Here is a 13,893-nt window from a genome sequence, read left to right on the forward strand (position 1 = left end):
CCCTCTGTGGCGACCTCCTTCAATGACCAACTAGGCCAGCATGGCGCGTGGCGGCGTGAGCTGGCGCTGCGCTTGAAGCTGCTGTCGGCCTGGATGAAAGAGCACGCGCTGATGGATGCCGGGGTGGAAGCCCGGCTGCGGCGGCTGGAAGACCAGATGCGCAGCGACAAAGTGATGGTCGCCTTTGTGGCCGAGTTCTCGCGCGGCAAGTCGGAGATGATCAACGCGGTGTTCTTTGCCGGTTACGGCCGCCGCATCATGCCTGCCAGCGCGGGCCGCACCACCATGTGCCCCACCGAGCTGGGCTATGACGCAGATGTGCCGCCCAGCCTGCGGTTGCTGCCCATCGAGTCGCGCCTGCACCCCCAGTCGCTGGCCGACTGGCGCCAGGCCCCGGAACAATGGACCCATATCGCCCTGGACGTGAACGACGCGGCCCAGCTGGCCCAGACCATGGAAAAGGTCACCGAGGTGCGCAGCGTGAGCCAGGAGGAAGCCCGTGCGCTGGGCTTCTGGCACGACCAGGAACCCGACGACAACCCGCCGCTGGATGCCGAGGGCCGGGTCGAAGTGCCTCGCTGGCGGCATGCGCTGGTCAACATGGCGCACCCGCTGCTGCTGCAAGGCCTGGTGATTCTGGATACGCCGGGGCTGAATGCCATCGGCGCCGAGCCCGAGCTGACCGTCAACCTGATCCCCCAGGCCCACGCGGTGGTCTTTATCCTGGGGGCCGACACCGGGGTCACCAAGTCCGACCTGTCCGTCTGGCGCGACCACCTGCGCCCCGCGACCGACGCCATGGAGACCCGGTTGGTGGTTTTAAACAAGGTCGATACCCTGTGGGACGCGTTGAGCACGCCCGAGCAGGTGCAGCTGCAGGTAGACCGCCAGCGGGTTGCCTCGGCGGCGCTGCTGGGGGTGCCCGCGCAGCGGGTACTGGCGGTGTCGGCGCAAAAGGGCTTGGTGGCCAAGATCACCGACGATGGGCCCCTGCTGCATGCCAGCGGTCTGCCCGCGCTGGAAGTGGTGCTGGGCCAAGGCATCCTGGGCCAGCGGCAGGACATCCTGCGCTCCGCCGTGGCGCGCGGCATCACCGACCTGCGCACCGAAACCAGCCGCGTGCTACACGTGCGCCGCCGCGACCTGGCCGAGCAAAAAATGGAGCTGCAGGGCCTGGGCGGCAAAAACCTGACCGTGGTGAAGAACATGCGCCAGCGCATCGAACAGGAAAAGCACGAGTTCGACATGGGCAACGCCAAGGTCCACGCCGTGCGCGCTATCCAGCTCAAGTTGCTGGGCGAGGCCTACGTCTTGCTGGGCAGCCGCACCCTGAAGGCCGAGATGGCGGTGCTGGCCGCGGCACTGCAAAAACCCGGCTGGAAGCGCGGCGTGAAAGGCGTGTACGCCGCCACCTTTGCCCGGCTGCGCGATAACCTGGCCAAGGCCTATACCGCGGGGGAAGAAATCCACAGCATGCTGGCCGCCACCTTTGGCCAGCTCAACACCGAATTCGGCTTCTCGCTGCTGCTGGCCGACGCACCCGATGCGCAGCACTTCCAGGCCGAGCTGGCCGAGATTGAAGCCAGCCACGTACAGTATCTGAGCCTGCGCAACGCCCTGAAGCTGGCCCAGCCCGAATTTGCCGAACGCCTGGTGCGGGCACTGCGCTCGCGGCTGCGCGGGGTCAACCAGTCGGCCTTTGACGAGCTGGAGCTGTGGAGCAAATCGGCATCCGCCCAGCTTGAAGACCAACTCAAGGAGCGCCGCAAAAGCTTCACCCGCCGCCTCGAAGGCATCGACCGCATGCAGACCGCCGCCGGGGGGCTGGATGCGCAGGTGGCCGAGATCGAGGACCAGGAGGCCGTGCTGGGCCAGTTCGAATCCCGTTTGCAGCTGCTGACCTCGTATTTTTTGACCACCGCCGCACCCCGGCCCTCTTTGGAATGAATCCGGTATGACTTTAGCGGCAGCGTATGCGGCCCCCCAGGCGGTCGCCACCGCCTTCGCCTCCCAGGTGATCCATTGGCAAAAGACCCACGGCCGCAACAGCCTGCCGTGGCAGAACACCCAGGACCCGTACCGCGTGTGGTTGTCGGAAATCATGCTGCAGCAGACCCAGGTGAGCTCGGTGCTGGAGTACTTTCCACGCTTTCTGGCCCGTTTTCCCGATGTGCGAAGCCTGGCCGCCGCCAGCCTGGACGATGTGCTGGCCCTGTGGAGTGGCCTGGGCTACTACAGCCGCGCCCGCAACCTGTACCGCTGCGCCCAGCAGGTGGTGGAGGTGCATGGCGGGCGCTTTCCGCCGACCGCCGAGCTGCTGCAAACCCTGCCCGGCATTGGCCGCTCGACGGCTGCCGCCATCGCCTCGTTTTGCTATGGCGAGCGCGCGGCGATTCTGGATGCCAACGTCAAGCGCGTGCTGACCCGGGTGCTGGGATTTGGGGCCGATCTGGCCGTGGCCGCCAATGAGCGGGCCCTGTGGGAGCAGGCCACCGCCTTGCTCCCGGCCCAGGCCGGGCTGGACACCATGCCGCGCTACACCCAAGGTCTGATGGACCTGGGCGCCACCGTCTGCGCGCCGCGCCAGCCCACCTGCCTGCTGTGCCCGGTGCAGCCGGTGTGCCTGGCCCAGCGCGAGGGCGCACCCGAGAAATACCCGGTCAAAACCCGCAAGCTCAAGCGCAGCACCGAATCCTGGTGGCTGCTGTGGGCGCAAGACGGTGCCGGGCGCGTGTGGCTGCAGCGGCGCCCCGACGCGGGTGTGTGGGCGGGGCTGTACTGCCTGCCGGTGTTTGACAGCCGCGAGGCCTTGGCGGCATCGGTGGGCGCAACGGTGCTGGACGACCTGCCGGTGTTTCTGCACGTGCTGACGCACAAGGACTTGTACCTGCACCCGGTGCAAACCCAGTGGCCGCAAGACGCCCGCCCCGGCCCGCACGGCGACTGGGTCGAGGCCCAGCGCTGGCCCGACATGGGCCTGCCCGCACCCATACGCAAGCTGCTGTCTGCTATATAATCAGTAGCTGCTCACGCTGATGGAATAAGCGCTAGAGGCCAAAAAGTCTTAAAAAACGGTGGCGCCACCTGAGATGGGTGGCAGGTCGCCCCGTGCATCCAGTTCGCGGTGCCGCTTCAGCGTGACCCAGCGTTTGCTGAAGGTGGCGGCCAACTGCTCCACCAGGTAGACCGAGCGGTGCTGCCCGCCGGTGCAGCCTATGCCCACCGTGACGTAGCTGCGGTGGTCGCGGGCCAGCGGCTCCAGCCAGTGGGTTAAAAACTTCTCGATGTCGTTGAACATCTGCGCCACGTCGGGGCTTTGGCGCAAAAACGCCGCCACCGCGTCATCGCGCCCGGTCAGGGGGCGCAGGTCGGGCTCGTAGTGCGGATTCGGCAGCATGCGCACATCAAACACAAAGTCGGCATCCACCGGAATGCCGCGCTTGAAGGCGAAGGACTCGAACACCAGCGTCAACTGCGCCTCGGGTGCGGCGATCAGCGACTTGATGTAGCCCTGCAACTGCGAGGCGCGGATGAAGCTGGTGTCCAGCACATGGGCTTTTTCGCGCAGGTCGGCCAGCAGCTCGCGCTCCAGCTCGATGGCTTCGACTAGGGCGTGCTGCTGGTCGGTGCGCTCGGAGCGCGACAGCGGGTGCTTACGCCGCGTCTCGGAGTAGCGGCGCACCAGGGTGTCGGTGGCCGAGTCGAGGAACAGCGATTTGATGTGCACGCCCTGCTTGCGCAGCGTCTCCAGATGCTGCGGCACCAGGGGCAGGGCGGTGGCGCTGCGCACGTCCATGGCGATGGCCACCTTTTTCGCGCCCTGGGTTTGCTCCAGTTTCACGAAGTTCAGCAGCAACTCGGGTGGCAGGTTGTCCACGCAGTAGTAGCCCGCGTCTTCCAGGGCGTGCAAGGCGACAGATTTGCCCGAACCGGACATGCCGGTAATCAACACAATTTCAAGTTTCATAGCTCGCCTAGCATCTCCTTGGCATGCGCCAGCGTGGTGCCGGACAGTTTTTCACCCCCGAGCATGCGCGCAACTTCGGCCACACGCTGTTCGCCCAGCACCAAGGCCACGCTGCTGACTGTGCTTTTGCCGTCGCGCAGCTTGGCCACCACCAGGTGGTGGTCGGCGCAGGCGGCTACCTGGGGCAGGTGGGTTACGGCCAGCACCTGGCGGTCGCGGCCCAGCTGTTTCATCAGGCGGCCTACGGTTTCGGCCACGGCACCGCCCACGCCGGAGTCCACCTCGTCAAAGATCAGGGTTTGCGCCGTGCCCAGCGCGCTGGTGGTGACGGCAATCGCCAGCGCGATGCGCGACAGCTCGCCCCCAGAGGCGACCTTGCCCACCGGGCGCGGCGTGCTGCCCGCGTGCCCGGCCACCAGAAACTGCACTTCTTCCAGCCCGCTGGCGCTGGGCTCGGTCTTTTGCAGCGCCACCTGGAACTGGCCGCCCTGCATCCCCAGGCCCTGCATCGCCAGGGTGATGGCCTTGGCCAGCCGGGGGGCCGCCAGCGCGCGGGCTTTGCCCAGTACGGCAGCCTCGGCACGGTAGGCGGCCTGGGCCTTGCGCTCGGCGGCTTCCAGGGCTTGCGCATCGGCGGCGGCATCCAGCCGGGCCAGCTCGGCCTTCCAACTGGCCAGCAGCGCGGGCAGCTCGGCGGGCGTGCGTTTGTAGCGCCGGGCCAGCGACACCCACTGCGACAGGCGGTCGTCCAACTCGCCCAGGCGTTGCGGGTCCAGCTCGGTTTTGCGCAGGGTGGTGTGCAGCGAATGCGCGGCATCCTCGGCCTGCGCCAGACTGGATGCCAAAACCTCGGCCAGCGCAGCATACTCGGGCGCAATGTGCTCTTGATTGTGTAGCGCGGTGTGGGCGCGGGACAACCCGGCCAAGGCGCCGGATTCTTCGCCCTCCAGCGCGTCGATGGCGGTTTGCACCGCATCCAGCAGGGCCTGGGTGTGGGAGAGGCGGGTGTGCTCGGCGTTCAGCTCGGCCCACTCGTCGGCGCCGGGGTTGAGCTTGCCCACCTCGCCAATCTGCCAGGCCAGCCGCTCCTGCTCTTGCTGCAGCGAGTCTCGCGCAGCCTGGGCATCGGCCAGGGCTTTCTGGGCGCTGCGCCACTGGGTCCATAGCGCCTCTAAAGTACGGGTGCTGGTGCCTGCGTAGGCGTCCAGCAGGCCACGTACGGTGTCCGGGCGGGTCAGGCTTTGCCAGGCATGCTGGCCGTGGATGTCGAGCAGCTGGTCGCCGATTTCGCGCAACTGGGTGGCGGTGGCCGGGCTGCCGTTGATCCAGGAGCGGCTTTTGCCCTGCGCATCCACCGTGCGGCGCAGCAGCAGGCTGTCGCCCAGGTCAAACCCGGCCTGTTCGAGCCAGGTGCTGACGGCCGCCGGGCTGTCGAATTCGGCGCTGATGTCGGCCCGGGCCGCGCCCTCGCGCACCGTGCCCGCATCGGCGCGGCTGCCCAGGGCCAGTTGCAGCGCGTCGATCAGGATGGATTTGCCCGCGCCGGTTTCGCCGGTGAGCACGCTGAAGCCGGTGTCCAGCTCCAGGTCCAGCTCGCGCACGATCACGAAGTCGCGCAGGGTGATGCGTTTTAGCGCCATGTGTTCAGTACCATAAATCAGGTGCCTTCGTTCCAATGGAGTTTGCGCCGCAGGGTGTCGAAGTAGCTCCAGCCCTGGGGGTGCAGAAAGCGCGCCCGGTGCTCGGAGCGCCGCACAATGATGCGGTCGCCATGCTGCAGCGAGGCCAGCGACTGCATGTCGAAATTTGCGCTGGCATCCCGGCCTGCTACTAATTCAATAGCTACTTCCGCCGCATCGGCAAGCACAATCGGCCTGTTTGTCAATGTATGCGGGGCAATGGGCACCATCACCCAGCCGGGAATGGACGGGTGCATCAGCGGCCCGCCCGCCGACAGCGAATAGGCCGTGGAGCCGGTGGGCGTGGCGATGATCAGGCCGTCGGCCCGCTGGTTGGCCACCAGGCGGCCATCCACTTCGACCCGCAACTCCAGCATGCCCGAGGTGGCACCCCGGTTCACCACCACGTCGTTCAGTGCCAGCGCGTCAAACACGCACTCGCCCGCGCGCATCACCTGGGCGTGCATCAGGCTGCGGTGGTCTTCCTCGAAAGTGCCTTGCAGCATCGGCAGCAGGGTGGTGGCATAGGACTCGATCGGAATGTCGGTAATAAACCCCAGCCGCCCCTGGTTGATGCCCATCAGCGCCACCCCGTAGCGTGCCAGTTGGCGGCCAATGCCGAGCATGGTGCCGTCGCCACCCACCACCAGCCCCAGGTCGCAGCGCTGGCCAATCGCCGCGATATCCAGCGCCGGGTAGCCGCTCAAGCCGGTGTTGGCCACGGTTTCCGCATCCACCACCACCTCGCAGCCCTGGCTGGTTAAAAACTGCGCAATTTCTTCCAGCACCTTGCGCGACGAAGCGTTGGCCGCATAGGTGCCCGGCGCGGCGTATTTGCCGAATAGCGCTACGTGGCGGAATTGTGATTTCATTCACAAATTACAACACGACTTGTGCTGCATCCAGAGGGTGCGGCCAGGACTATCAATGCCCCTAAAATGGAGCCATGCTCGATGAACGCGCCAAGTTGTTAATGAAAGCGCTGGTCGAGCGCTATATCGCCGATGGCCAGCCCATAGGGTCGCGCACGCTCTCCAAAGCCTCGGGCCTGGACCTGTCGCCCGCCACCATCCGCAACGTCATGTCCGACCTGGAAGAGATGGGTCTGATCGTCAGCCCGCACACCTCGGCCGGGCGCATCCCCACAGCGCGCGGCTACCGGCTGTTTGTGGACACCATGCTCACCGCGCAGCCGGGCCCGCTGGTGCCCCCGAAGCTGGTTGCCGAGCAGCCGCAGAAGGTGATCGTCAACGCCGCCAACCTGCTCTCCAGCCTGTCGCAGTTTGTGGGCGTGGTGATGGCACCCCGGCGCACCTCGGTGTTTCGCCATATTGAATTTTTGCGCCTGTCGGAAAAACGCTTTCTGGTCATCATCGTCTCGCCCGAGGGCGACGTGCAAAACCGCGTCATCTTTACCGAAGTGGACTACACCTCGTCCCAACTGGTCGAAGCCGCCAACTACCTCAACGGCCACTACGCCGGCCTGTCCATCGAACAGGTGCGCGAACGCCTCAAGAACGAGGTCGAAACCCTGCGCGGCGAGATCGCCAGCCTGATGCAAGCCGCCGTCAACGCCAGCTCCGACGCCCTCACCCGCGAGCAGGACGAGGTGGTCATCTCCGGCGAACGCAACCTGCTGGCCGTGAGCGACTTCTCCAGCGATATGGGCCATCTGCGCCGCGCGTTTGACCTGTTCGAGCAAAAAACCCAGATCATGCGGCTGCTGGACATCTCCAGCCAGGCCGAAGGCGTGCGCATTTATATAGGTGGCGAAAGCCAGGTTGTGCCGTTCGAAGAGCTCTCCATCGTCAGCGCCCCCTACGAGGTCGACGGCCAGATCGTCGGCACCCTGGGCGTGATCGGCCCCACCCGCATGCCCTACGACCGCATGATCCAGATCGTAGACATCACCTCCAAGCTGGTCAGCAACGCCCTGAGCCACCAGAAGTAGCCGGTTTTTCGCACAGTAGAATGCCGGGTTGTGTGGGGCGTTAGCTCAGTTGGTTAGAGCAGAGGACTCATAATCCTTTGGTCGAGTGTTCAAGTCACTCACGCCCTACCATTCAAATCAACAACTTAGCGCAATTTTTGCGTCTTGGTTTCAGTCAACTGTCAACGAAGTGTCAACGCAGAAATTGGGTTGAGCTTCACCACCTCTTGCAGGTGGTCAGGTGCCAGGTGCGCATAACGCATCGTCATGGTCAGGTTCGCATGACCCAAAGCACGTTGCAGCACAAGAATATTGCCGCCACCCATCATGAAATGTGATGCGAATGAATGGCGCAGTACGTGCGTGAGCTGACCGTCGGCCAACGTGATGCCCGCCCGGTCCACGCCATCCCGAAAAGCGGAGTATGCGTAGGCAAACAGGCGCTGGCTCGTTTCCTTCTTGTCGTGGTGAGCCTTCAGGTCTTTCTCGAATTGCTTTTCAATAGGAACGGTTCGGATGCGCCCTGACTTCGTACCGACAAACTGAATTTGCGCGTTGCGTACGTGTTTGAGCTCAAGGTTTTCAGCCTCGCTCCATCGCGCACCAGTAGCAAGGCAAACTTTGGCAATCATCACCGTGTGACGGTTCGATCCAACCGCCAGGTGTTCAAGCAAGTCGCTGATCTGCTCCAACGTGAGGTATTCCCGTTCTTTCTCTTCGATCTTGAACTGTCGCAGTTCGGCGAGGGGGTTGGGTTTCTTCCATATGCCCAGTCGCCGTAGCTCGTTAAAAACGGCTCGCAGGTACGCATGTTCACGATTCACACTGTTTGGAGTGATCCCCGCAGCAAGTCTCGTCGTTCGGTACGTTGCGAAGGTGCCAACGGTGAAACGATCTGCGACAGGATTGCCCATTGCTTCGCAAGCCAGCTTGAGACGGCTGTATGTGTTTGCGCCAGCTTTCAAGCCTGAGCCATGGTGTGAATACCAGAGGTCTATCAGCTCACGGAGCTTCCGCGTGTCGCGCTTCTCAGGCTGCCATTTCTCATTCTGATTTACCTGGGTGGTGAGCCAGGCCTCATAGGCCTTTGCTTCTGCCTGTGTTTTAAATGTCTTCCGAAACCTTTTACCACCACGTCCTCCTGGTTGACTGTCAACTAACCAGCCGTTGTTCGCCTTATTTATTGCCATGATTTTTAGGGCGCACCTTCTGGGGTTCTTCCGCTTCTATGCCGAGTCCTTGCTCAAGCGCGATTCTCTTTTCTGACATCGTTGCCGACGTTGCTTCCTCAGCAGTTTCGATACCGTGATCAAGAGTTAGGCGGTCTGCATATCTGTTCAGAACGTCCGTTTGCGCCGCCGGAGCGTTTTCTAAGGTGTCAAGCAGGGTCTGAAACCAGTCAGGATCGCTCGGGTCCAGTTGTATGAGTGTTCGCCCGCTTCCAGTCACCATCCACGATAGGAAGAACGGGTAGACGGTTGCCATGGCGGCCACCATTTCGATGCTTGGCTGCTGAACGTGATTGCAGACGTTTTGCCATTTGCGAGCGCTTATTCCGAACCGTTCTTCAAGAACCTTGTATCGGGTGGGCCTTCCGGCGAAATTCCTTATCACCCAGATAAAGCGTTCTCTGAAGTCTGTTGCGTCGCCATCAAAGCGTTCTGGTGTCATTTTACTATTTTTAGGTTTGTTGCTTACTATTTTTTGGTAAGATGATGCCTTACTAAATTTTGGTAAGAGTGAGGCTAATTATGGGCGCGGTAGACAACTTTTCACAGATGCACGCATTGCAAGCTTCTGCTGCTGCCTTGGTATCTGTGCCTTTGATGACCCGTGCTGCATTTTCTGCTGCGATAGGTTTACCGGAGACGGTGTTAGTTGCCCAGTGTGATAGAGGCTACTGGCCGCAAATCACCGTAGGAAAACGAGTTTTTATAAATCTCGAAGTTCTTCGTTCGCAGTGTGCTGCGAAGGCGCTCACGTGATGACCGATCAAATGGTGTCTGTTTCGGTTGTTCTTGTGCACACCGAAGCCGTGGCATTAGCTCAGTTCGTGAAACGTGTCGGCTGGTCAGAGATGCGAGTCAATGCCATTGACGATCAAGAGGCTTGCGACATTCGTGCAGCCATTCAGTCTCTTCGTACCGCGCTCAGTGAAGCCGGTTTTGCACCGCGATGAATGCGCATTCCTACGTGTTCACCTTCGCCATGTCCGCCGTTGGCGCGATGCTGGTTCCGCCTGCCTGGAGCGAAGCGAAGCCAGCCGGAACCAGCAACGTCGCCTGCACGAACACACGCGAGAGGGTGAAGTCGTGAGCTACAGCAATCAGCCGTATACCCATTCAGACCACGCCACAGCCTGCCATGCGGCCGCCCAGCGCGGCATTGTCCTTTCGGGCAAGTTCGTTCAGGTTCGCAAAAACACCGTTACCTATTGCGCCCGCATCGTCAACGCCTGGACGACTCCAAGCGGCCTCGATTGCTGGACGGTGGAATCTCACATGCCTGAGTGCGCTCGCTTTACCGTTTCCTGCAAGAACACCCGCGAATGCGGATTGAGCGACTGCTCGTGCGCAGCCGAATTGCGTGCCCAGGTGGAGCAGTTCGAGGCGACAAAAGCGGCCAATTTCGCCAACGGCCTGCCCCCGGTTTTTTGTCAGGCGGGCGTGGTAGCACCGCCTGACAGTCTCAATTTTGAGACTTCTTCTGTTTCACGCCCTGCTTGAACCCATGGCCTACGACACCATCAAAATTAAGAGCCCGCACATGGACCGCGACTTCATCCGCGCCGTCGAGCAAAAGTGCATTCTGAGGTCTGGCGTCGATTTGAATTCGGGCGAAATGCTCTATGAGTTGCACACGGGGCAGCTCTTAGGCAGTTGGGATGCCCGCATTTCGGTGATTCCGAAATACGAAGACTGGTTTGCTGACCGCAACGGAACGCCCCGGCTGCAACCCTGTGAACCGTACATCTTGGTAGAGGCCAGCGTCCACAAGGTTTTACTCGGTCACAACGTCTACGGCGGTCCGACCGACTTTTTAAAAGCCGCCCGCGATTTGGTGGCCTTGGTCGAAAAGCTGCTGGAGATCGATTTACCTGCCGCAGACATCTGGACGGTCCACCGCGTGGACGTGGCCCATGTGTATGCCTTGTCGAAAGCCGCATGCAAACAGTTCTTCGACACGATGCAGTTGGTGAATTTTCCGCGTCGCCAGCGCAAGGCCGGGAAATACAACATGGCCGTTCACTTCCCAGGCAAAACCACCACGGTGAAGTTCTATCACAAGGGCGAAGAATTCCGCGTCCATGAGATTTCACGGCTGAGGATATTTTTCAGAAGCCTATTTAAGCACCTGCATGGTGACGATCCGCGAAATATGGAACGCGTCGAATCAAAGATCGGCGCACTACAGCGGCTTGCAGATAAACGCCTGCGCGTAGAGGTCGGCATCAATAGCGACAAGCTGCAGTACGACTTCGGAAAGCACCCCGAAGTCAAAGACCTGACTGACGAGTATCTAGAAACGCTACACGACAAAGAGATTGAACGGATTCTCCGAGAAGGGAAACAAGGTATGGACACCGTACGAACGACCGACGCGGTTTGCAACAGATTACAGAACGAATATGGCCGCCTCACAGGCAACCGTTTGTACGGATTCTGGCAATCCCTGTGCACCTCGGGTGATGACAAAACCAAGGACCGTTACACAAAACCCACGTACTACCGCAATCGCAAGATGCTGGAAGACGTGGGCGTGAGCTGGATTGGCTCCGACATTGTCATTGTGGCCAATGACTCACTTATTCACGATTTCATTCCTATGCGGATGGATAGGCGCTTCTGCTTCGCCCCGGCGCGGAATCGGCCTGAGTACAACGTTAGCCGGGAACTCATGCCGCTTGCGGCCTAAAGGAAAAACCATGTCTGCTGTTCCAGTTTCTTCAATCTCTCAAGCCAAAGCCATGCCGATGGAAGTCATCGTCAAGGGCAAGATCGACGCGCGTCGCCGGTACGAGTCCAGCACCTATACCCGGATGATCACGCCCGCTGCAGATGCCTATTCCCGCCCGGCCACCGTTGAAATCCGCAGCAAGGGCAAGCTGGGCGAAGTCGGTGAAGAGGTGTCAGTGGTGTGCAAGCTGGGTGGCTATTCCCGCAAGCCGTACCGCGTCACCGATAAAGACACGGGCGAAACCTCCATGGTGATCCCCGTCGATATGACGTTGGATGCGGTCGAGTAACTGTTGCTTGGGAAATCATGGCGCTCGGCGGTCTTCAGCAAGTCATTGTCTGCGTCCCGGCTACGACCGGGGCAACCGCAGCCCCGTGCCAGACCGTGGCTGGTGTCCGCTACCGCCCCGCAATGAAGTCGGTTTACGTGATCGACCCTGCCAATTCTGCATTTCTGGATATGGTCATAGAACCGCTGGACAGCGCTTCCGTGGTCGCCGTGTTCACCCTTGCTTTTTCTACCGTCGTGTTCTGCTTTTTGCTGGGGCGCGGCGTAGGTGTCGTATTGAGTCTGATCCGCCGTGGATAAGACCAACCGTGTCGGGCGGCTCCCGTCATTTTTCCAAGGAAATCAAATGAAGTTTTTCAAACAAGCACTCAAGTACGGTTCTCCCGCCGCACTGCTGGCCGCTGGCTCGGCGCATGCCGCGTTGGACCTGACCCCGATGACGGGTGCTTTCACCTCGGCCGACATCGTCACGGCGATTTTGGCAATCGGTGCCACCTTGGCCGTGGTTTACGTGGCCTATAAGGCGACTAACATTGTTCTTGGCATGTTGCGCGGCCGTTAATCCGATGCTTCACGCATGAATCTGGCAGGACTGATCACCCTGCCATTTTTCTGAAAGCAACAGCCATGACCTCCTCACAACTTTGGTATTTGTTCATTTTCGCCTGGGGCATCGTTTGCGCTTGGGCCGTCATCACGGGGCTGGAATGAACGCAATTAGATACATCATTTGCTGGGTGGTTGCATGTGCTTTGATGCTGTCAATTCAAAGTGCATTTGCACTTGATCCGCAAGCCAAGCCGGATAACGTTAGCCGAGCGATGACAGGTGCGCTCATGTCGCGGTTACAAAATAGCGGATTCAATCCGAATGACCCGCGATACGGCAACACGCTTGCCAGAATATCTCCACAATTGTCCGGGGTCGCAGGCACCGCAGCGGCTGTGACAGTCGGCACAGTTACGGCCCCAGGATGGGCATCTGTCGCTTTAGCCGTCGGCGTTGGTGCAGTAATTACCTATGCGGTCAATTTGGGAATCGACTCCCTGGTTAGATGGCTCTTTCGCAACGACGGGAAGATTGATGAGTCGGGTGACTCATTGCCGATCCAAACGTCCACAGCCATGACTATTGGCGGTGCTTACTGGAAAGTATCCTTTCACTCTGGAAACATCAACATTGAACTGGCTGGTGGAGATGGTGAAGCGATTGCGCGGCAAGGATATTTTGAATATTTGAGCCAAACAAATCAGAATACGTCTTCAACTCCAAATTGTTCACCCTCAACTAACCAGGTCGCGTGTGGAGTCATCTTTGCGTTGAGACAGGCTTCGGGTGCACCTACGTCATGCCCGGCTGGATCGATGTTTAAGAACGGGATGTGCAGCGCATACACGTTCGTATCGCCCGCCGCCGTTCCTCAAAAAACTGCACTTACGCCACAGCAGGCGACGAACGACATTCCTGCGGTCGATTTAGAGAAAAAGCTGAACCCTGCAATCGTTGCCGCTTTGGTAAATAAGGCCTGGCAGCAAGCTGCTGCCCAACCCGGTTACGACGGCTTGCCATATCCGCAGTCCAAACCGATCACGGCAACAGAAGCTGCGACGTGGACCGCACAAAATCCAGACTACGCACCGACCATCCGCGATTTCACCGCGCCCAATCCGGCAACCACAGCGAGCCCGCAGCCGTGGGCATTGCCGCAAAACCCGACGGCAGCTACCACTACGCCAGCGACTACACCCAACGCCAATACGACAAACCCCGCGGCAAGCAACGCGCAGGAAAATCTTGGTGCAGACCCGGCCATAGGCGCACCGACGTTGGAGCAAACACCCACGGCGCAAATGATTCTGCAGCCGATATTGGACCTGCTGCCAGACTTGAAGAATTTCAGCCCCACGATGGCAAGCGGAATCTGTCCACGCCCGACCTTGAACCTGTTTGGTCATACACAGACATTTGAGGCGCACTGCGCGATTCTGGACAACAACCGCGACGTTATCCGTGCAGCTATGGTACTGGCCTTCACCCTGTCTGCTTTGCTAATCATTCTTTCTGCGTGAGGT

Annotated in this window: 15 protein-coding genes and 1 tRNA gene; 11 read left to right on the forward strand and 5 right to left on the reverse strand. The window is 60.7% G+C overall.

From position 1 onward, the window contains the following. The first annotated feature begins 6 nt into the window (after positions 1-6). Both AB3G31_RS03010 and mutY read left to right on the forward strand, forming a co-directional pair. Positions 7-1,947, forward strand: a complete 1,941-nt coding sequence (locus AB3G31_RS03010; protein WP_367848738.1) for a dynamin family protein — start codon at positions 7-9, stop codon at positions 1,945-1,947. A 7-nt stretch (positions 1,948-1,954) separates the two neighbouring features. Then, positions 1,955-3,016, forward strand: a complete 1,062-nt coding sequence (mutY, locus tag AB3G31_RS03015; protein WP_367848739.1) for an A/G-specific adenine glycosylase — start codon at positions 1,955-1,957, stop codon at positions 3,014-3,016. A gap of 48 nt (positions 3,017-3,064) precedes the next feature. Here the strand turns inward: mutY and rapZ are convergent, their stop codons facing one another. Genes rapZ through AB3G31_RS03030 form a run of 3 tightly spaced genes read right to left on the reverse strand, consistent with a single transcriptional unit; the run spans position 3,065 to position 6,518 of the window. Continuing rightward, the gene (rapZ, locus tag AB3G31_RS03020; RefSeq protein WP_367848740.1) at positions 3,065-3,967 is read right to left on the reverse strand and encodes an RNase adapter RapZ; all 903 of its coding nucleotides are present in this window, start codon (positions 3,965-3,967) and stop codon (positions 3,065-3,067) included. Continuing rightward, positions 3,964-5,607, reverse strand: a complete 1,644-nt coding sequence (gene recN / locus AB3G31_RS03025; protein ID WP_367848741.1) for a DNA repair protein RecN — start codon at positions 5,605-5,607, stop codon at positions 3,964-3,966. The genes rapZ and recN overlap by 4 nt, the downstream gene beginning before the upstream one ends. Before the next feature lie 17 nt (positions 5,608-5,624). Then, positions 5,625-6,518, reverse strand: a complete 894-nt coding sequence (locus AB3G31_RS03030) for an NAD kinase (protein ID WP_367848742.1) — start codon at positions 6,516-6,518, stop codon at positions 5,625-5,627. A gap of 74 nt (positions 6,519-6,592) precedes the next feature. Here AB3G31_RS03030 and hrcA point away from each other — a divergent pair, with 74 nt between their 5' ends. Both hrcA and AB3G31_RS03040 read left to right on the forward strand, forming a co-directional pair. Continuing rightward, positions 6,593-7,597 carry a heat-inducible transcriptional repressor HrcA gene (gene hrcA / locus AB3G31_RS03035; RefSeq protein WP_367848743.1) on the forward strand — a complete coding sequence of 335 codons (1,005 nt, stop codon included), beginning with the start codon at positions 6,593-6,595 and terminating at the stop codon, positions 7,595-7,597. A 34-nt stretch (positions 7,598-7,631) separates the two neighbouring features. Then, a tRNA-Ile gene (locus tag AB3G31_RS03040) sits at positions 7,632-7,708 on the forward strand. A gap of 50 nt (positions 7,709-7,758) precedes the next feature. Here the strand turns inward: AB3G31_RS03040 and AB3G31_RS03045 are convergent. Further along, on the reverse strand, positions 7,759-8,766 hold the full coding sequence (locus tag AB3G31_RS03045; protein ID WP_367848744.1) for a tyrosine-type recombinase/integrase: 1,008 nt from the start codon (positions 8,764-8,766) through the stop codon (positions 7,759-7,761). Then, entirely contained in the window at positions 8,753-9,247 is a 495-nt protein-coding gene (locus AB3G31_RS03050) for a hypothetical protein (RefSeq protein WP_367848745.1), read from the reverse strand. The genes AB3G31_RS03045 and AB3G31_RS03050 overlap by 14 nt, the downstream gene beginning before the upstream one ends. A gap of 313 nt (positions 9,248-9,560) precedes the next feature. On the opposite strand from AB3G31_RS03050, the gene AB3G31_RS03055 reads away from it, so the two are divergent. The 7 genes from AB3G31_RS03055 (at position 9,561) to AB3G31_RS03085 (ending at position 13,890) form a co-directional block, all read left to right on the forward strand. Next, positions 9,561-9,755, forward strand: coding sequence for a hypothetical protein (locus AB3G31_RS03055; protein ID WP_367848746.1), 195 nt, complete (start codon positions 9,561-9,563; stop codon positions 9,753-9,755). Positions 9,756-9,888: 133 nt separating this feature from the next. After that, entirely contained in the window at positions 9,889-10,302 is a 414-nt protein-coding gene (locus AB3G31_RS03060) for a hypothetical protein (RefSeq protein WP_367848747.1), read from the forward strand. A gap of 4 nt (positions 10,303-10,306) precedes the next feature. Next, complete coding sequence (locus AB3G31_RS03065) at positions 10,307-11,491, forward strand: phage/plasmid replication protein, II/X family (RefSeq protein WP_367848748.1); 1,185 nt, start codon at positions 10,307-10,309, stop codon at positions 11,489-11,491. Positions 11,492-11,501: 10 nt separating this feature from the next. Then, positions 11,502-11,822: a single-stranded DNA-binding protein gene (locus AB3G31_RS03070; protein ID WP_367848749.1), complete on the forward strand. Its 321-nt coding sequence runs from the start codon at positions 11,502-11,504 to the stop codon at positions 11,820-11,822. A 122-nt stretch (positions 11,823-11,944) separates the two neighbouring features. Continuing rightward, complete coding sequence (locus AB3G31_RS03075) at positions 11,945-12,121, forward strand: hypothetical protein (RefSeq protein WP_367848750.1); 177 nt, start codon at positions 11,945-11,947, stop codon at positions 12,119-12,121. A gap of 46 nt (positions 12,122-12,167) precedes the next feature. After that, the gene (locus tag AB3G31_RS03080) at positions 12,168-12,383 is read left to right on the forward strand and encodes a hypothetical protein (protein WP_367848751.1); all 216 of its coding nucleotides are present in this window, start codon (positions 12,168-12,170) and stop codon (positions 12,381-12,383) included. A 193-nt stretch (positions 12,384-12,576) separates the two neighbouring features. After that, positions 12,577-13,890 carry a hypothetical protein gene (locus tag AB3G31_RS03085; protein WP_367848752.1) on the forward strand — a complete coding sequence of 438 codons (1,314 nt, stop codon included), beginning with the start codon at positions 12,577-12,579 and terminating at the stop codon, positions 13,888-13,890. The last annotated feature ends 3 nt before the right edge of the window (positions 13,891-13,893 follow it).

Origin of the sequence: Rhodoferax sp. WC2427 (assembly GCF_040822085.1) — a bacterium.
Lineage (GTDB): Bacteria > Pseudomonadota > Gammaproteobacteria > Burkholderiales > Burkholderiaceae_C > Rhodoferax_B.

What these genes read in the sequence shown, in the direction of transcription:
- mutY (WP_367848739.1), top strand. Translation starts at nt 1,955, where the DNA reads ATGACTTTAGCGGCAGCGTATGCGGCCCCCCAGGCGGTCGCCACCGCC.
- AB3G31_RS03080 (WP_367848751.1), top strand. Translation starts at nt 12,168, where the DNA reads ATGAAGTTTTTCAAACAAGCACTCAAGTACGGTTCTCCCGCCGCACTG.
- AB3G31_RS03085 (WP_367848752.1), top strand. Translation starts at nt 12,577, where the DNA reads ATGCTGTCAATTCAAAGTGCATTTGCACTTGATCCGCAAGCCAAGCCG.
- recN (WP_367848741.1), bottom strand. Translation starts at nt 5,607, where the DNA reads ATGGCGCTAAAACGCATCACCCTGCGCGACTTCGTGATCGTGCGCGAG.
- AB3G31_RS03075 (WP_367848750.1), top strand. Translation starts at nt 11,945, where the DNA reads ATGAAGTCGGTTTACGTGATCGACCCTGCCAATTCTGCATTTCTGGAT.
- AB3G31_RS03070 (WP_367848749.1), top strand. Translation starts at nt 11,502, where the DNA reads ATGTCTGCTGTTCCAGTTTCTTCAATCTCTCAAGCCAAAGCCATGCCG.
- AB3G31_RS03045 (WP_367848744.1), bottom strand. Translation starts at nt 8,766, where the DNA reads ATGGCAATAAATAAGGCGAACAACGGCTGGTTAGTTGACAGTCAACCA.
- AB3G31_RS03030 (WP_367848742.1), bottom strand. Translation starts at nt 6,518, where the DNA reads ATGAAATCACAATTCCGCCACGTAGCGCTATTCGGCAAATACGCCGCG.
- hrcA (WP_367848743.1), top strand. Translation starts at nt 6,593, where the DNA reads ATGCTCGATGAACGCGCCAAGTTGTTAATGAAAGCGCTGGTCGAGCGC.
- rapZ (WP_367848740.1), bottom strand. Translation starts at nt 3,967, where the DNA reads ATGAAACTTGAAATTGTGTTGATTACCGGCATGTCCGGTTCGGGCAAA.
- AB3G31_RS03065 (WP_367848748.1), top strand. Translation starts at nt 10,307, where the DNA reads ATGGCCTACGACACCATCAAAATTAAGAGCCCGCACATGGACCGCGAC.
- AB3G31_RS03050 (WP_367848745.1), bottom strand. Translation starts at nt 9,247, where the DNA reads ATGACACCAGAACGCTTTGATGGCGACGCAACAGACTTCAGAGAACGC.
- AB3G31_RS03055 (WP_367848746.1), top strand. Translation starts at nt 9,561, where the DNA reads ATGACCGATCAAATGGTGTCTGTTTCGGTTGTTCTTGTGCACACCGAA.